The sequence below is a fragment of the Ruegeria sp. J8 genome, assembly GCF_056531925.1.
The window spans coordinates 178649-195785 of record NZ_JBQFMR010000008.1 but is presented as its reverse complement, the minus strand read 5'-3'; the positions used below and the strand labels follow the sequence as shown (position 1 = coordinate 195785).

The following is a 17137-nucleotide window of genomic DNA, read 5'->3' as shown; positions in this document are numbered from 1 at the left end:
ATTGGGCTCAATCCGGTCGTTCTCTGCACTCGGCGTGAACGACCGCTTCGCGGACGAACAAGACAGTCGGGTCGCAAGCCTCAACGTCAACAAACGGCCGATACTGTTGAAAAACTCCAAAATACAGAAAGCGGCGACTTTCGCGAAACGGCGATCAATCGAGAAAGTCCACTGCCACCATCATTGGCGGGCTTTGAGACTGCCGCTGGCCGCCAGCATCAGATGTTGGCCGACCCCTCAGCTGAAAAATTCTTCCGGGCCTGTACGGGCAATTTTTCACTCGGAACTGCGCAAAACAGGAGTTTTTCAACAAAATAGGCCCTTAACGGATTATCAGCAGCCTTTAGCATTACTGCGGTCGCAATCCGCAAAGCCGCCATTCGCTGCGACAGGAAAAAGCAAAGCGAAAAGTCATCGATAGTCCGGCAGGACGGTAACCGGTTTCACTTCACTACGCCGAAATACGCCAGGTGCGCTCGCCTCGTTCCATCGAAAAAGAGTGATGTGCCAAAGGCCCGGGCGCCTTCGTGAGGGATCAATCAATCCGATATGCCCGTCTGCTCTGATCCGATCAGCAGCGAACCATGAGGACGGATCCCTACCGGCAGCTACGAGTTTGCGCCAGGGTTGACTGGCAAGCGCATAGATATCTGCGGCTTCGGGGCTGCGCAAATCGAACAACGCGCATCGTTCCACCTCGAAAGTCAACACAACCCGCGGGCGATCATCCTTCCTGACGTCCTGACCAATAGCGACTTTTGCGCTTTCGACATCAGGGCTCAGATACAAAGCGTCCTGCCCCCGGCGATTGAACCGGGCGGGTGGGCGATCCGGTGCGCCGCGCATGAGGTGAACGTCTGGGTCATCGGCCCAAACAATCTTTACGAATTCTCCGGAAACTTCTGTCAGCATAACGGGTGGCACTGATCGTTTGCGCGTCGCGTTATAGGAAAGACGCAGGGCGGCAGGGGTTTTCCTAGAAAAGAGAAGACGCATGATACCTTGATTGAAATCACCTACTCATGTTTCCTCGCATTGTGTTGCATTTCCAAAGGCCTCTCGCATGAAGGTTCCAAAGATCGCCCTCCTTGGCGCGATTCTCGAGTCAAATCGTTTTGCACCGCCGGCTGATTTGTCGGACTTTAAGTCTCTGACATGGCTTTCAGGCGATGCTTTGATGTCTGAAGCGAGATCCGCGACACCAAAGCTGGCAATAGAATTTGCAGCCTTTGTCAGGGCGATGGATGCTACGGGCGACTGGACGCCGGTACCCTGTATCTTGGCAGCCAGCCACCCGGCGGGTCCAGTACGAAAATCTGTAATCGAAGAGGTCATAGCGACTTCGGAAGACATGCTGCGCTCAGCTGGCCCTGTTGACGCAGTCTACATCTGCAACCACGGCGCGATGGTTGCAGAGCATGACCACGACCCCGACGGTTTGTTGATGTCACACATTCGGGGAGTTGTAGGACCGGACATACCTGTCATTGCGACACTCGATCTGCATGCAAATATCTCACAACGGATGGTCGATGCCTGTGACCTGATCGTCGGCTATCGGACCAATCCTCACGTCGATCAGATAGAACGTGGCGAGGAAGCCGCCTTTTCGCTGCGCCGGGTTTTGGCGTCGGGCGTTCGGCCCCAAACCGCGCATGTCAAACTGCCTCTTGTTCCGGCATCCGTGACCCTGCTAAGTGCCGAGCACCCGTATGGCACGCTGATCGACCATGGTCAGCGACGACAAGCCGAAGGTCGAGGTGAGATTCTAAACGTATCGATCTTCGGTAATTTCCTTTTCTCCGACACACCCGACAACGGTCTGAGCATCGTTGTCACCGCGCGTGAGGACCAGAAGGCGGCCAATGCACTGGCGGAAGAATTGGCAGACATGGCCTGGTCATTGAGGAAGGATTTCGTTCGGAAACTGACATCCGTGACGGAAGCGATCTCAATTTCCGCTGACCAAGCGCGCACGCCTGTGATTTTCTCCGATGCCGGTGACAATCCTGGTGGCGGCGGCAGTGGCAGGACGACGGAACTGTTAGCCGCTCTTCATGCGGCAAAAGTCGAAGAATGCCTATTCGGTTCCTTTTGTGATCCGGAACTTGCGAACGAAGCCCATGGCATCGGTGTCGGCGGCAAATTCAGGGCACGATTCAACCGGTCTTCCGATTCCAGCGCTTTCTGGGCGCAATGGGATGTGCCTTTTGAGGCGGATGCAGAGGTCTTGGGTCTCCATAATGGAGATGTGGTAGGTGAACTGGGCATGACGGCAGGTCGGAGATTGGCCCTAGGGCCATCCGCTGCGCTTCGTATTGGTGGTATCACCGTGGTGGTGATCACCGATCGCACACAGACTGCCGACCCCGTGTTCTTTCATATGTTCGGGCTGGATATTGCGTCTGCCCGGACTGTTGTTGTGAAATCCAGAGGCCACTTTCGGGCCGGGTTTTCCAACTGGTTTGGGCCAAACCAGGTATTTGAGGTCGACACGGGCGGGCTTACGTCGCCAGTTCACGACCGCTGGCCGTTTGCGAATTTGCCACGACCGAACTTTCCGATGGACGTCGACACCTCGTGGTCGGCTAAGATGCTGCGCTAGACGGGCTCTGAGTATTTGTCCTGCGGCGTCGTCAACTTGACAAATTGCATGAACTGGCGGGCAAGCTGAGAAGGTGGCCTGCCTGATGGAAGTACAAAGCTCGTGTCATAAAAAATGGCGGCGTCAAATGGCCTGACGACGACACCTTCCATCCCTGACGACAACAACGGGAAGGGATTGATCAGCGTCACGCCCAAACCCTCGCGGACGAGCTCCAGTGCGGCCATGTTCGTTGCCGTTTCTGCGACTTGTTTCGGCCGAATTCCAGCGCGCGCAAAGATCTTTTCTGTGATCGCTCGCGTCCCCAGCCTTCGCAGAAACTCGATCAGCGCGACGCCTTCAAGGTCGTGCGGCGTCACCACTCGTTTTTCCGATAGCGGATGGTTGCTCGGCATGGCGCAGACCACCTGACTGCGGCGCCAAGGCATGAGATGAACACCAGTTCTTTGGATCATCGCACTCGTCAAACCAAGATCATAGCGGAGGTCGAGAATGCCGGCGACCAGCACGTCCGTGGCCTGAATATCCAATTGAAGCTGCTTTCCTTCATTCTTCTTGAGAAAACTGGCCACCCTGGAGATGACAAAGTGATGTGCCAGAGTCGGCGGCACGATTAGGCGTAACGGCTCGTTATCCGGAGTAGCCCATTCTGCGCCCTCAATGTCCGCCAGCGTCTCGAAAATTGGGTCCAGTTTTTCGTTGAGACGCAAGGCTTCGTCTGTTGGGTCGATACGTCCCGATCGCCGGAGAAAGAGCGATCGCCCAACACGGGCCTCGAGTTGTGATAAGGACCGGCTCACGGCAGACTGCGAAATCCCGAGACGCCGCGCGGCGCCGATGGTTGTCCCAGTCGTGATCACGGCTCTTAGCGACTCGAACTCGCGCAGTCTGTGTCTGTGTTCTGTCATGCTACATTACTCCCCCGGTACGAGCGGCTGAACATCCAAACTCTTGGATTGGTCTATGCAAAGACGCATAGTAATAAGTATTGGCAATGATTTTTGCGGTAGCTAGCCTTTTTTAATAGGGCGCGGGATCGGCCAAAGATTCGCCCATTCACAAGCGCCAAACAAACAGGGAGTCTTTTTGATGAGGAAACTCACATCTGCGACAGCCGTCGCTGTCAGCATTTTGGCTTTCGGCGCCAGTGCTGTTTCGGCCGAAAAACTAACGATCGGCCTCGCTTCGGAGCCGACGTCACTCGATCCGCATTTTCACAACCTGGGTCCGAACAACGCGATGTCCGTGCACATCTTTGACCGGCTGATCGCGCAAGATGAGAAGCAGCGCCTATCGCCGGGTCTTGCCGTGTCATGGGAGCCGATTGATGAATTGACTTGGGAGTTCAAGCTGCGTGAGGGCGTAAAGTTTCACGACGGAAGTGACTTTACGGCAGACGATGTAGTCTGCACCATGGCGCGCGCGCCGGACGTACCGAACTCTCCATCGGGATACGGCACCTATCTCAAGGGTAAGGAAGTCGTCAAAATCGATGACTACACGGTGCATTTCAAAACGGCCGCACCTTATCCGTTAATGGGCAACGACATTTCCACGATCCCTGTGATCTCAGAAGTGGGCTGCGAAGCAACGACGGAAGACTTCAACGCGGGTACGGCCGCCATCGGCACAGGGCCGTTCAAGTTCCAAAGTTACACGCCGGGTGAAAGCATCGTGCTGGTACGGAACGACGACTACTGGGGTGATGCACCGATCTGGTCCGAGGTGGAATTCCGCCCAATCACGTCCGGTCCGAGCCGTGTTGCATCGCTTCTTGCCGGTGACGTGGACATGATATCGGGCGTACCAACGACCGATATCACAACACTTCAGGGCAATGACGGTATCCAGTTGAGCCAGGGCGTGTCCAACCGAGTGATCTATCTTCACATGGACCAATTCCGCGAGGATTCACCCTTTGTGAAGGCCAACGGTGGCGGCGATATCAAGAACCCCCTCATGGACGTCCGCGTCCGTAAGGCGATCAGCATGGCGATCAACCGCGATGCAATCGTTGAGCGTGTCATGGAAGGGGTTGCCCTGCCCGCCGGTCAGCTTCTGCCCGAGGGGTTCTTTGGCGTGTCTGACAATTTGGACGTCGTGGCCTATGATCCAGACGGTGCTAAAGCGCTTCTGGCTGAAGCCGGTTATCCCGATGGATTTGAAATGACAATCCATGGGCCGAATGACCGTTACATCAACGACGCCAAAATTGCCGAGGCAATTGCGCAAATGTTGACCCGTGTTGGCATCAAGACAGCCGTCGAAACCATGCCGCGTTCGGTATACTTTGGGCGCGCTTCCAAAGGCAGCCCAGAGGGTCTGCCGGAGTTCAGCTTTATCCTCGTCGGATGGGGCGCGGGGTCCGGCGAAGCGTCCTCGCCTCTCAAATCGCTGATCCACACCCATGACAAGGATGCGGGCTTTGGATCATCAAACCGTGGCCGACACTCGGATGCTGAAACCGACGCGTTGATCGAAGAAGCCCTACGAACAGTCGATGACGCAAGGCGGCAGGAACTGCTCGCCGCGGCAACAGAGCGCGCGATCGAGAACGTGGCGATCATTCCGACGCACTTCCAGGTCAACACCTGGGCGGCCAAAAAAGGTCTGAGCTACATCCCTCGGACCGACGAATACACTCTCGCGACAGGCGTCGTGAAAGAGTAACCGCAATGCATCCGGGCCGCCTTCGCAGCGGCCCGCAGCCTTTGCCCAGGGAATGTCCTCATGACCGTTTTTGTCATTCGCCGATTGCTGCAAGCAATGCTTGTTGTCTTCCTGATGTCGGTGATTGTCTTTTTTGGCGTCAACATCGTTGGTGACCCGGTCTACATGCTGGTAAGCCCCGACGCGGATCAGGCTGACATCGAAGCGGCCATTCGACGGCTTGGATTGGATCGGCCTATTTGGGAACAGTACTGGTTGTTCCTCAAAGGTGCGGCACAGGGTGACCTCGGCGATAGCTTCGTCTTCGGTGAGCCCGCGCTCAAACTGATCCTGCACCATATGCCTGCCACGATGGAACTGGCCTTCAGTGCACTCTTCCTTGCCATCGTGATCGGAATTCCATTGGGGCTTTATGCCGGGCTCTATCCCGACAGCCCGCTTTCCAAAGGCGTTATGGCTGGCTCGATTCTCGGTTTCTCGCTGCCGACCTTCTGGGTCGGACTAATGCTCATCATGCTGTTTGCCGTAGAACTTAGATGGGTACCTGCGACAGGTCGTGGCGACATCGGCTCGTTTCTTGGGATTCACAGCAGCCTTTTTTCGCTCGATGGGTTGAGCCACATCTTCCTGCCTGCTCTCAACCTGGCACTTCTTAAGATTTCGCTGGCAATCCGTCTCACCCGAGCGGGTGTCCGGGAAGCGTTGGGACAGGATTACGTTAAATATGCCCGGGCCAAAGGGCTTTCGACCCGACGCATCATTCTGGTGCATGTAATGAAGAACATCATGATCCCGGTAGTGACCGTCATGGGCCTCGAATTCGGCAGTTTGATCGGGTTCTCGGTGGTGACTGAATCAATCTTCGCGTGGCCGGGAATGGGCAAACTGCTGATCGACGCAATACTGCAATTGGATCGGCCTGTCGTCGTCGCCTATCTGATGATCATCGTACTGTTCTTCGTGCTGATCAATCTGATCGTCGACATACTTTACTCGATCCTCGATCCGAGGGTTCGTTTGCAGGATCAGGGCGCATGACCGACACCGTCACAGATCATTCGCTGACCACCGCCAAATCCCCTAAGGTCGAGACGCCGTTCCAGCGATTTCGGGCCGAGTTCTTCGAAAGCAGGATCGCGACAGCGGCGCTCGGCATATTCCTGATCATCGTTCTTTTGGCCATCCTGGCACCCTGGATCACACCGCAGAACCCCTACGATCTTGGTCAGGTCAGCGTCATGGATGGACGCTTGCCGCCAGGTTCCGAAGCCTTCGACGGATATACAATGTGGCTCGGCTCGGACGGGTCTGGGCGCGATCTCTACTCGGCAATTCTCTATGGTTTGCGTATCTCTCTGACCGTTGGGCTTGCATCTGGAGTGATTGCCCTTCTGATCGGTATGGCGATCGGTCTGGTCGCGGCATACGCTGGTGGCCGGACCGAAGCGTTCATTATGCGCATCGTGGATCTTCAACTTTCGTTCCCGGCATCGCTGGTTGCGCTGATGATGGTTGCGGCACTTGGTAAGGGTGTCGACAAGATCATTCTTGCCCTCGTAATTGCGCAATGGGCCTACTACGCCCGCACGGTGCGCGCGACCGCGCTTGTCGAGCGTGGAAAGGAATATGTTGAAGCCGCACAATGTCTCGGCATTTCGCGTTCGCGGATCGTCTTTCGGCATATTCTCCCGAATTGCATGGCGCCTCTGATTGTCGTTGGCACGGTACAAACCGCCAGTGCGATCTCATTGGAAGCGACGCTTTCGTTCCTTGGCGTAGGACTTCCACAGACTGAGCCGTCGATCGGGGTGCTGATCGCAAATGGATTCGAATACATGCTTTCAGGACGCTACTGGATTTCCGTTTTTCCCGGCGTCGCGCTGTTAATGACGGTGGTGTCCATCAACCTTGTTGGCGACCAGTTGCGCGATGTTCTGAACCCGAGGTTGAAGAGATGACTGAAGTACTCGAAGTCAGCGGGCTGAAGACCCACTTCTTCACGCACGCGGGTGTGGTAAAGGCCGTAGATGGTGTGGATTTCACCGTCTCCAAGGGCGAGGTAATGGGTCTGGTGGGTGAGTCCGGGTCGGGCAAGTCGATCACCGGGTTTTCCATCCTTGGGCTGATCGAACCTCCCGGGCGCATCGTCGATGGGTCAATCCGTTTTAATGGTGACGAGATCGCGAACGCACCGGAAGAGCGACTCAAGACCTTGCGTGGCAACCGAATCTCGATGATCTTTCAGGATCCGATGATGACGCTCAACCCGGTCCTGCGCGTCGATACGCAGATGATCGAGGCCATTCTCGCCCATGAAAACGTAAGCCGCCAAACCGCTTGGGAAAGAAGCCGTGATGCGCTTGGTTTGGTTGGCATCCCATCGCCGGAAGAGCGATTGCAAGCCTATCCGCATCAGCTTTCCGGTGGGATGCGGCAGCGCGTGGCGATTGCGACAGCCTTCTTGAACCAGCCGGACCTCATTATTGCCGACGAGCCGACGACAGCGCTCGACGTGACAATTCAGGCGCAGATCATCCACGAGGCACAGAAGCTGACGAAACGCACGGGAACCGCGATGATCTGGATCACGCATGACCTTGCCGTTGTGGCAGGGCTCGCGGACCGGATTTCGGTGATGTACGCAGGACGGATCGTTGAGCAAGGCGGTATCGACGATGTTATCGACCGTCCGTTGCATCCCTATACGGTAGGGCTTCTCGGATCGGTTCCGACGGCGAACCGGCGTGGGCAGCGTTTGTTCCAGATCGAAGGGATGACGCCAAACATGCTCGCCCTGCCTGAAGGATGCGCCTTTCGACCGCGTTGTCAGGCCCTAACGGCAGCGTGTTCCAAGCGCCCCCCGATTAAGGACGTGGATGGCCGCAGCCTTCGCTGTTTCAATCCGCAACGCACCAAGGAGACGACGCTTTGACTGAGCCGCTCGTTGAAATCCGAGGCGTTTCGAAGCGCTTCACCAAACGTTTGGACGTCGCGGGGAAAATCGCTCAGCGACTTGGCGCAAACATCCGGGAAGAAACGGTCCATGCTGTCGATAACGTGAACCTGTCGATTCAAAAGGGTGAGGTTCTGGGATTGGTCGGCGAATCCGGCTGCGGCAAGTCCACTTTGGGACGTGTTGTTGCCGGCATTCACCCTGCAAGTGACGGACAGATGTTCTACGGAGGCAAAGATGTTGCGACGTTGAACGGCACCGACAAACGCGCGGCGACCCTCGCAATTCAGATGATCTTCCAGGACCCCTTTGCCAGCCTAAATCCGCGAATGCGCGTCGAAGATATCATCGGCGAAGCACCGCGTATGCATGGGATCGTCAGCAAGGCAGGGAGTGCGGAATACGTGGACGACGTGATGCGCAAGGTCGGCCTCGACCCGTCGCTCAAGCGGCGTTACGCGCATCAGTTTTCCGGCGGTCAGAGGCAACGGATTGGAATTGCACGTGCGCTCGCCGTGAAGCCGAAGTTCCTTGTCTGCGACGAAGCCATCGCTGCGCTGGACGTGTCGATCCAGGCGCAGGTTATCAACTTGTTCATGGATCTGCGCGAAGAGCTGGGCCTGACCTATCTGTTCATCAGCCATGACCTGAGCGTCGTCGAACACATCGCCGACCGCGTGGCGATCATGTATCTGGGCCGCATTGTCGAGAGCGCATCGACTGAGGAAATTTTTTCGGACCCGCGCCATCCCTACACGAAAGCGCTGCTTGCAGAGGCTCCGCGCCTTGATCAGCGCCGGCGTGATTTTGCCCCGATTGAGGGGGAAATTCCGTCGCCGTTAGATCCGCCATCTGGATGTACCTTCCACCCGCGTTGCCCGGTGGCGACCGCTGAGTGCCGCACCACTGTTCCTGAACTGAAAGCGGGGCGCGGCGGGCGCGAAACGGCTTGCCTGCTGGAACACGCCGAAACCGTTTGAACGAGAAGCTGGAGAGCCCCTTGAAAAACGCCGATCCGATCTGGGACCACGTCGACCGCCATCGTGATGATTTTATCGCCTTGTCAGATCGAGTCTTTGACACGCCCGAGACGCTTTATGCCGAGTACAAGTCCGTCGCCGAACATGTGCAGATGTTACGCGCTCAGGGGTTCAAGATAACAGAGAACGCAGCTGGCATTCCTACGGCCGTGATTGGCGAAGCAGGAGACGAGGGTCCGGTGATTGCCATCCTCGGTGAGTTCGATGCGCTGCCATATCTGAGCCAGGCGCCGGGTGTGGCTGAACATCAGCCGCTTGAAGAGGGCGGCAACGGGCATGGGTGTGGTCACAATCTGTTAGGGGCCGCCGCACTCTTGGCCGCGACGGCGGTGAAAGACTGGCTGGCCGAAAACGGCATCAAGGGCCGTGTGCGATACTATGGCTGCCCCGCTGAAGAAGGGGGCGCGGCCAAGACATACATGGTGCGTGAAGGACTGTTCGATGATGTCGACGCAGCCATCTCGTGGCATCCAGCGACCTTCACAGGCGTGAATGAGGCCAGATCGCTCGCAAACACCCGGATCGATTTCACTTTTCATGGAAAAGCTGCCCATGCGGCGGGTGCACCGGAATTGGGTAGGTCGGCGCTTGATGCGGTTGAACTGATGAACATCGGTGTAAATTACTTGCGCGAGCACATGCCCGACAGCGCCCGGGTGCACTACGCCTATCTCGATGCAGGTGGTGTTGCGCCGAATGTGGTGCAGGCCAAGGCCACGGTGCGCCAGCTCGTCCGCGCCAGTTCGCTACCCGACCTCGCCGATCTGGTTACGCGTGTCAGAAAGATTGCAGATGGTGCGGCGCTGATGACCGGAACGCAGGTCACAAGTCAGGTCTTTTCCGGCGTTTCAAACCTGCTTGGAAACCGTCCTTTGGAAGAAACCATGCAGCACGAGCTAGAGAAACTCGGACCCGTCGCCTTTGACGAGTCAGACCTCAGCTTTGCCCGTGAGATTCAGACTACATTGACCACGGCTGACATCAACACGACCTTCAAGCGGATCGGAGCTAAGCCCAAAAAGGATCTCGCACTCTGCGACTTCATCGCACCTCTTGATCGCCACAGCGATGGTGGCGAAGGCTCAACAGATGTCGGGGATGTAAGTTGGGCTGTTCCGACGGTTCAGGCTCGGGTCGCGACCTGCGCAATTGGAACGCCATTTCATACCTGGCAAACAGTTGCACAAGGCAAGGCACCCGCAGCGCACAAAGGCATGATCTACGCCGCAAAGGCAATGGCCGCGACAGCCTGTCGACTGGTTGAGGACCCGTCACGCATCGATGCTGCGCGCGCGACGCATCAAGACCATCTGGGCGAAACGCCGTACACATGTCCGATCCCTGCAGACGTGCGCCCACCTGTCTGAGGGAAAGTGAACATGACCCGCGCTGCTGCCATAGACAACGTCGCCGAATATTTTGACAGCGGTCGATTTGCAACCGATCTTAGCGAACTGGTTGCCCATGAGACGGAGAGCCAGACACCAGAGAAAGCGGCGGAACTTCCGCGCTATCTTGAAGAAGCCCTCGTTCCGCGCCTGCACAGTCTTGGGTTCTCCTGTGCAATACACCCGAACCCTGTGCCAGATGCAGGTCCTATCCTTGTCGCTGAACGCATCGAGGACGACACAGGCCCAACGATCCTGTCCTATGGGCATGGCGACGTGATCCGCGCCCAAACCGATCAGTGGCGCAACGGGCTTTACCCGTTTCGTCTTGTGGATGAGGGCGATTGCCTCTTCGGACGCGGTACCGCTGACAACAAGGGACAACACCTCATCAACTTGGCTGCGTTGAGCTCCGTCATCGACGCTCGTGGATCACTCGGCTTCAACATTCGAATCCTTATTGAAATGGGTGAGGAGATGGGGTCGCCGGGGCTGTCGGAGTTTTGCGCCACGCACAAAGAAAACCTTGCCGCGGATGTCCTGATCGCATCGGACGGACCACGCCTTCAGTCAGACACGCCGACGATGTTCATGGGTGCACGGGGCGGCAATTCGTTCGACCTCATCGTTGACCTTCGAGACGGCGCGCATCATTCCGGTAACTGGGGCGGTTTGCTTGCCGACCCCGCGATGATCCTTGCGCAAGCCCTCTCGACGATCACCGATGTGAGGGGCCAAATCCAAATACCAGAGTGGCGGCCGACCAGCCTAACCGAAGACATCCGGCATACCCTGCGCAATTTGCCGGTAGGCGGAGATGGCGGTCCGAAGATTGACGAAGACTGGGGCGAAGAAAGTCTGACACCGGCCGAACGGGTCTTTGGCTGGAACAGCTTTGCGATCCTCGCAATGAAAAGCGGTGTCCCCGAAGAGCCGGTTAACGCGATCTCGGGATATGCCAAGGCCGCCTGTCAGCTCCGCTTCGTTGTTGGCACCGATCAAGCCGGTATCCTGTCGGCCCTTCGTCGCCACCTTGATGCAAGAGGATTTCAGATCGTTAAGATCAAACCTCACGACCGCGGATTTTTCGATGCGACGCGGACATCGCCGGAGCATCCTTGGGTGTCGTTTGTCGCGCGTTCGCTGGAAGAAACGTCTGGAAAGCGGCCACATATTCTGCCAAATCTCGCCGGTTCCCTGCCCAATGAGGTCTTTTCCGATGTGCTCGGCCTCCCAACGATTTGGGTGCCTCATTCCTATCGTGGCTGTTCACAGCACGCGCCAAACGAACACGTGTTGAAGTCGGTGTCGCGTGATGCATTGCGGGCAATGGCCGGTCTTTTCTGGGATATTGGTGACCTTGCCAGGCCACTCTGACCGCGCGCCACAAAGGCTTTCATCCATACCTGGATCGGGCGGGTATCGCACTCCCGACTTTAACTGACCACTATGCGGACAAAACCGACTTTTGTAGCCACGACTATTGCTCATACTGAAAGTGCTTGCATCCGCAGCGGTAGATTTTTCGGTTGAGCAATGATTTCCGGTATGCGGCCATTCTGCTGGGCCAATCCAGCCCGAGTTCAAGCTATCCTTTCGGTGTAATCAGCGTTGAAAATTGAACGCCAGCGAAGCGGGCTCCCAAAAAGAGAAAACGAAATTCCGTTTTTGAATTTTTGTAACTTGCACGATTAGCAAAAACGACATCGGGTCGCTGGCAGGAAAGATAAAATGAGGAAACAGGTTTGACTAGTTCCCAGTCCATTGAGCACTTCTCATGCACGAACGTCGAATACCAGAATGGCTTCGCCATGCGCCAGCACCCAGCGTGCGGGGATTCGCCATTCTGGCGGGAACGGAGGCGATTGCCAGGGGTATTTTGATCTCTGTCTTTCCGGTAGCGATGTACAACGCGCTGAAGGATGCGCGATTTGTATCCGAAATTTATTTCGCCATTGGCGCGGTATCACTCTTGATCGGTCTTCTGGTTCCCTACCTGATCCGGTTTGTCCCACGGAGATGGGTCTATGTGTTCGGCACTCTTTCGTACGTCGCGGGTGCGGTTGTGACGACCGTTGCGACCCCTGCTGCCGTTATTGCGGGGCTCGCACTCACAACTTTCGCCGTTGTGACGACATTTGTGTGCTTCAACGCCTATGTACTCGACCATGTTGCCAGGATTGAACTGGGACGTTTTGAGACATCGCGGCTTTTTTACAGCGCGCTGGGTTGGACGGCTGGGCCTGCACTTGGCGCGATATTGTACGAATGGTGGCGACCTGCGCCGTTCCTGATTGCAGCCGGTGCGGCGATTGTCATGCTGCTCATCTTTCTTGTTATGCGCCTCGGAAACGGCAGGCTCATCACCAGAAGCCAAAGCGCTCCCGCAAATCCGTTCGCCTATTTCGGGAGGTTTTTTGCGCAACCGCGATTGGTTGCCGGATGGGTATTCGCAGTCGTTCGTTCCTGTGGGTGGTGGATTTATGTCGTATACCTGCCCATCTATGCGGTTCAGAACGGGCTAGGCAGCCAGCTTGGAGGGATTGCTTTATCGATTTCCAATGCCGCCCTGTTTTGCACTCCACTGATGCTTCGTTTCATGCAGCGCAGTTCGGTACGCGCAGCAGTCAGAACCGGATTCCTCATGTCCGGGCTGCTGTTTCTTTTTGCTGGAGTTCCATTCGGAATCCCTGAAGTCACAATCGCATTCTTAATGATGGGCTCGATTTTCCTGATCTTGCTCGATGTTTCCGCTGGTTTGCCGTTCCTTATCGCAGTCAAACCTTCCGAACGAACTGAGATGTCAGCAATATACTCGAGCTTTCGCGACGTTTCGGGTATTATTACACCTGGTGCCGCCTGGCTGGTTCTTCTCGCTGCACCGCTCTCTGGCGTGTTCGCTGCGGGTGGCGCAGGTTTGCTTTGGACGTGGGTTCTGGCTCGTAAGCTGCACCCCCGGTTGGGCCAGACACGCATATCTGTCGAAAGTACTTCAAAGGAAGCAGGCAAAGTTGCTTCTGATATGGTGAGCCTGCCAAACTTAGTCCATGAGAAATCAGTCGCCAGTCGCTTACCGACTGATACATAATAGAAGCCAGCCATTGAGTGACCAAAGCAACTCAGGCGTCAGTACCGTGCAGCTTCTAGGATTTAGTAGAGACGTTGGACTACAAGAAATGCCATTTCAGCGAATGTGTTAAAGGCAAGCTTAACTCTTTCGACTCTGTTTCCTACACGAAAGGAACCGTTAGCCTTGTAGTCTCGGACTCTTAATCAAACGAGTACGGAAATCATCACCGAAACGTCGGGCCATGCGCCCAGACCGTCAACGAATACCGATCACCATTCTCAACCGGTGTCACCTGATGCAACAAGAAGCTGGGAAAGATGGTCGCGCTGCCCTGATGTCGGCTGGCCGTTACAGCATAAGCGCCCGGCATTATCTCCAAGTCTCCGCCGTCGTACATTCCGGGTTTGCTGAGTTGAACCACCAGCGACAGCTTTCTTTTTCGGGCAACAGGCCCGTCGCCGATATCGGAATGCCACGCAAAATGACCACCATCTGATGCTTTATAGCAGGCAATCTGCGGACTTTCGGCGAACTCGCTCAGATCAAAGCCAAACTTGTCGGTGTTGGAGCGACGGACAACATTGATCAGGCGTGACATCACCCAATCAGAGCCTTCGACGTCGTCCAGCCAGGTCACATCCGCTCTGCGCAGATTATGATCCTTGTTTTGCCCGACAAGCAGAGCCTCGTTCGCCGGGGCTTTTTGTGATGCAGCAACAATCTGCTCACATTCCCGCGCGGTAAATGCACCGGGAATCGAATGAACTTCCAGCATTCTGTACACCATTTTTGATTGGAACTGGATTTTGCCAAAACGCACAGATGGCGCTACGCTGTTTTCGACCTAAGAGGCTGAAAGCGACGTAATTTTTCTACAATCTCAATTGTTTTGGGTCCAGGAATCCGGATTTGGAATTCACCCTAGACGTTCTCGGATCCCAAACGGTATACGATGTGCGGCTATCGCCTGCTATTGGACCTTTCAGCGAGTTGCCGAGGTTTATTCCACGCTGGCTTAAGGTCATTGCGATGGCGCGTACCGTGATGGTCGCCCGGGAGAAAAGCGGACATTCGGCTGTTCCGCAGCATAAGACAGATTGGGCTCGGAGCAACCGTTCGCCGCAACCCTTAAACACGACTACTTCGCGGACAACCTTGCCATCCGCTTCATTTTTCTCATTGTCTGCTAGTGGCGTACGACCGACATCTACGCTTTCCCCGAAAAAGGGGATGGTTCTTCTGCGGCCATTTGGTGCAAAGAAGGACGTCTTCGCTCCTACTGACGGATTTGCAACGTGTTGAAGCTCATCAAGAATGCGCGCCTCTATTCACCTGAACCTGTTGGTTTGGGCCATATTCTCACTGCGGGTGAACGCATCATTTACCTCGGCAGCAATAAACCCGAATTGCCTGTCCAGCTTCAGGCAGAGATCATTGACGTCGAAGGCGCAGCGGTTGTTCCGGGTTTTATTGATGGGCATGCGCATATAACTGGCGGTGGCGGTGAAACCGGACCAGCCAGTCGGGTGCCGCCGCTTGTCCTGTCCTCTTTCACGCGTGCCGGTGTCACTTCAGTCGTTGGAGTATTGGGCACGGACGATCTGACCCGCAACACGCAGACGCTGGTGCAACAGGCCTATGGGTTGCGCGAAGAAGGACTTTCAGCCTGGTGTCACACCGGTGGCTATCACGTCCCACTGACCACCCTCACCGGTTCAGCCCGTGGAGACATTGTGTTCCTTGATCCGGTCATCGGTGTTGGGGAACTGGCGATCAGTGATCACCGGTCGAGCCAACCGACATTGGACGAGTTTCTGCGGATCGCAAGCGAAGCGCATGTCGCAGGCCTGATGACTGGCAAGGCGGGGATTGTGCATTGCCATATGGGAGATGGCGAGCGAGGGCTGTCAATGTTGGAACAAGCTATCGCGACCTGCGAAATCCCCGCACGCGTCTTCAATCCAACCCATGTCAATCGCAACAAACCACTCTTCGAACAGGCCGTGGCGCTAGCACGGCACGGATGTTACATCGACGCTACCGCATTCCCCTGCGGACATGTCGAGCCGGGCATCTCTGCTACTGAGGCCTACATTCAGTTTCGCGATTTGGGCGGTCACGCCGACCGGTTCACCATCAGCTCTGACGGTGGTGGCTGCCTGCCCGCCTTTGACCATGAAGGCAATCTGACACGGTTTGGTGTGGGTTTGTCGGACACTTTGCCGGACACGCTGCGCGAACTCACCAACAGAGGAGTACCAATGCCCGAAGCTCTGGCTCCGCTGACCTCAAATGTCGCCGACCTGCTGAAGCTGCACCAAAAAGGTCGTCTGAACGTGGGTATGGACGCTGATTTGGTCGTTCTTGACGAAAACACTGCCGTGCGGCATGTGATGGCCCGGGGGGAATGGCATGTACGCGACGGCCAGATAGCCCGACGCGGCATGTATGAACAGGTTTGAGCGTCCGCGCGGTCCCCGGTGGCTGCCCGCTATAGCACCGGAAGGTAGTTAAGATATGTGCCCTGCACCCGTTGATGCAGAAACCCCGCGCGGGTTCATCATTCCGATCGGCGGCGGTGAAGACCGCGTCAAGGAAATGCAGATTCACCGAAAGTTCGTAGAACTGTCCGGCGGTGCCGACGCTGATATCATCGTAATCCCAACAGCCTCGATGCTGGAAGAAACCGGACCGGACTATAACCGCATCTTTTCCGAGCTTGGTGCAGGCAAGGTTGAATTCCTGCCTATCTCGCGCCGCGCCGATTGCGACAACCCGGATTACGCGGGGATGCTGGATCGTGCTACCGGAATTTTTATGACCGGTGGGAACCAGTTGCGCCTGTCAGCGATTCTTGGAGGCACGCTGGTCGCCCAGAAAATCCGGCGCCGAAACGCGGCAGGGGTGCCGGTTGCAGGAACATCGGCCGGTGCTTCGATCATGTCCGAGCATATGGTAGCAGGTGGCAGCAGCAACTCTGGTCCAGCCGAAGGTAACATCACGCTGGCTCCCGGTATGGGTCTGACCAACGCCGTCATCATTGATCAGCACTTCACCCAACGCAACCGCCTGGGTCGATTGCTAACCGCTTCATCTTTTAACCCTTTTCTAATCGGATTGGGCGTTGACGAAGACACGGCGGCCTTCATTGGGCCCGATAACGTCTTTGAAGTAATCGGCAGCGGAACGGTTACCGTGGTGGATGCCAGCCATTTGACCCATTCTTCGATGTGGGATGCCCGTCGCGGCGAAGCACTCAGCCTTCTTGGACTTCGGCTTGACGTTCTGGGTGAAGGGTGCCGTTATGATCTGACGGCTCGCCAGGCTTTTCCGCCGGATGAGCATATGGCGTTCTGCACATTGCCGGATCTGTCCGAGGATGAGGCCGCCAGCGGGGGGAAACAATAAGCT

14 protein-coding genes are annotated in these 17137 nt (G+C 56.2%); 11 read left to right on the top strand and 3 right to left on the bottom strand.

The genetic code is table 11. The features are described 5' to 3' along the window. Positions 1 to 411: 411 nt before the first annotated feature. Positions 412 to 912, bottom strand: coding sequence for an RES family NAD+ phosphorylase (locus ACR0L1_RS17255; protein WP_480595245.1), 501 nt, complete (start codon positions 910 to 912; stop codon positions 412 to 414). A gap of 151 nt (positions 913 to 1063) precedes the next feature. On the opposite strand from ACR0L1_RS17255, the gene ACR0L1_RS17250 reads away from it, so the two are divergent. Then, positions 1064 to 2605: a M81 family metallopeptidase gene (locus tag ACR0L1_RS17250; protein WP_480860054.1), complete on the top strand. Its 1542-nt coding sequence runs from the start codon at positions 1064 to 1066 to the stop codon at positions 2603 to 2605. On the opposite strand, the gene ACR0L1_RS17245 is transcribed toward ACR0L1_RS17250, so the two are convergent. Next, on the bottom strand, positions 2602 to 3513 hold the full coding sequence (locus ACR0L1_RS17245; protein ID WP_170387145.1) for a LysR family transcriptional regulator: 912 nt from the start codon (positions 3511 to 3513) through the stop codon (positions 2602 to 2604). The genes ACR0L1_RS17250 and ACR0L1_RS17245 overlap by 4 nt on opposite strands. A gap of 181 nt (positions 3514 to 3694) precedes the next feature. Here ACR0L1_RS17245 and ACR0L1_RS17240 point away from each other — a divergent pair, with 181 nt between their 5' ends. From ACR0L1_RS17240 to ACR0L1_RS17205, 8 genes are all read left to right on the top strand, one after another. Further along, positions 3695 to 5275 (top strand): ABC transporter substrate-binding protein, encoded by a 1581-nt coding sequence (locus ACR0L1_RS17240; RefSeq protein ID WP_480860053.1) that lies wholly within the window; start codon positions 3695 to 3697, stop codon positions 5273 to 5275. A gap of 60 nt (positions 5276 to 5335) precedes the next feature. Beyond that, a complete protein-coding gene (locus ACR0L1_RS17235; RefSeq protein ID WP_480860051.1) occupies positions 5336 to 6313 on the top strand; it encodes an ABC transporter permease in 978 nt (325 codons plus the stop codon). Beyond that, positions 6310 to 7233 (top strand): ABC transporter permease, encoded by a 924-nt coding sequence (locus ACR0L1_RS17230; RefSeq protein ID WP_480860049.1) that lies wholly within the window; start codon positions 6310 to 6312, stop codon positions 7231 to 7233. The genes ACR0L1_RS17235 and ACR0L1_RS17230 overlap by 4 nt, the downstream gene beginning before the upstream one ends. Further along, on the top strand, positions 7230 to 8207 hold the full coding sequence (locus tag ACR0L1_RS17225; protein ID WP_480860047.1) for an ABC transporter ATP-binding protein: 978 nt from the start codon (positions 7230 to 7232) through the stop codon (positions 8205 to 8207). Before ACR0L1_RS17230 ends, ACR0L1_RS17225 begins: the two co-directional genes overlap by 4 nt. Then, the gene (locus tag ACR0L1_RS17220) at positions 8204 to 9208 is read left to right on the top strand and encodes an ABC transporter ATP-binding protein (protein ID WP_480860045.1); all 1005 of its coding nucleotides are present in this window, start codon (positions 8204 to 8206) and stop codon (positions 9206 to 9208) included. The genes ACR0L1_RS17225 and ACR0L1_RS17220 overlap by 4 nt, the downstream gene beginning before the upstream one ends. A gap of 20 nt (positions 9209 to 9228) precedes the next feature. Next, positions 9229 to 10635 (top strand): amidohydrolase, encoded by a 1407-nt coding sequence (locus ACR0L1_RS17215; protein ID WP_170482638.1) that lies wholly within the window; start codon positions 9229 to 9231, stop codon positions 10633 to 10635. Between the two features lie 12 nt (positions 10636 to 10647). Then, positions 10648 to 12033 carry a M20 family metallopeptidase gene (locus tag ACR0L1_RS17210; protein ID WP_170555235.1) on the top strand — a complete coding sequence of 462 codons (1386 nt, stop codon included), beginning with the start codon at positions 10648 to 10650 and terminating at the stop codon, positions 12031 to 12033. Positions 12034 to 12433: 400 nt separating this feature from the next. Next, positions 12434 to 13744: an MFS transporter gene (locus ACR0L1_RS17205; RefSeq protein ID WP_480860043.1), complete on the top strand. Its 1311-nt coding sequence runs from the start codon at positions 12434 to 12436 to the stop codon at positions 13742 to 13744. A 205-nt stretch (positions 13745 to 13949) separates the two neighbouring features. Here ACR0L1_RS17205 and ACR0L1_RS17200 read toward each other — a convergent pair whose 3' ends face one another. After that, entirely contained in the window at positions 13950 to 14501 is a 552-nt protein-coding gene (locus ACR0L1_RS17200) for a 2OG-Fe(II) oxygenase (RefSeq protein WP_170387162.1), read from the bottom strand. 520 nt (positions 14502 to 15021) lie between these two features. Between ACR0L1_RS17200 and iadA the strand changes: the two genes are divergently transcribed. Then, on the top strand, positions 15022 to 16188 hold the full coding sequence (gene iadA / locus ACR0L1_RS17195) for a beta-aspartyl-peptidase (protein ID WP_170387164.1): 1167 nt from the start codon (positions 15022 to 15024) through the stop codon (positions 16186 to 16188). 55 nt (positions 16189 to 16243) lie between these two features. Continuing rightward, on the top strand, positions 16244 to 17134 hold the full coding sequence (locus ACR0L1_RS17190; RefSeq protein ID WP_170608805.1) for a cyanophycinase: 891 nt from the start codon (positions 16244 to 16246) through the stop codon (positions 17132 to 17134). The last annotated feature ends 3 nt before the right edge of the window (positions 17135 to 17137 follow it).

Coding starts and splice junctions, on each gene's coding strand:
- ACR0L1_RS17230 (WP_480860049.1), top strand. CDS start 6,310: ATGACCGACACCGTCACAGATCATTCGCTGACCACCGCCAAATCCCCT.
- ACR0L1_RS17205 (WP_480860043.1), top strand. CDS start 12,434: ATGCACGAACGTCGAATACCAGAATGGCTTCGCCATGCGCCAGCACCC.
- ACR0L1_RS17255 (WP_480595245.1), bottom strand. CDS start 912: ATGCTGACAGAAGTTTCCGGAGAATTCGTAAAGATTGTTTGGGCCGAT.
- ACR0L1_RS17225 (WP_480860047.1), top strand. CDS start 7,230: ATGACTGAAGTACTCGAAGTCAGCGGGCTGAAGACCCACTTCTTCACG.
- ACR0L1_RS17210 (WP_170555235.1), top strand. CDS start 10,648: ATGACCCGCGCTGCTGCCATAGACAACGTCGCCGAATATTTTGACAGC.
- ACR0L1_RS17250 (WP_480860054.1), top strand. CDS start 1,064: ATGAAGGTTCCAAAGATCGCCCTCCTTGGCGCGATTCTCGAGTCAAAT.
- ACR0L1_RS17200 (WP_170387162.1), bottom strand. CDS start 14,501: ATGCTGGAAGTTCATTCGATTCCCGGTGCATTTACCGCGCGGGAATGT.
- ACR0L1_RS17235 (WP_480860051.1), top strand. CDS start 5,336: ATGACCGTTTTTGTCATTCGCCGATTGCTGCAAGCAATGCTTGTTGTC.
- ACR0L1_RS17190 (WP_170608805.1), top strand. CDS start 16,244: ATGTGCCCTGCACCCGTTGATGCAGAAACCCCGCGCGGGTTCATCATT.
- ACR0L1_RS17245 (WP_170387145.1), bottom strand. CDS start 3,513: ATGACAGAACACAGACACAGACTGCGCGAGTTCGAGTCGCTAAGAGCC.
- ACR0L1_RS17240 (WP_480860053.1), top strand. CDS start 3,695: ATGAGGAAACTCACATCTGCGACAGCCGTCGCTGTCAGCATTTTGGCT.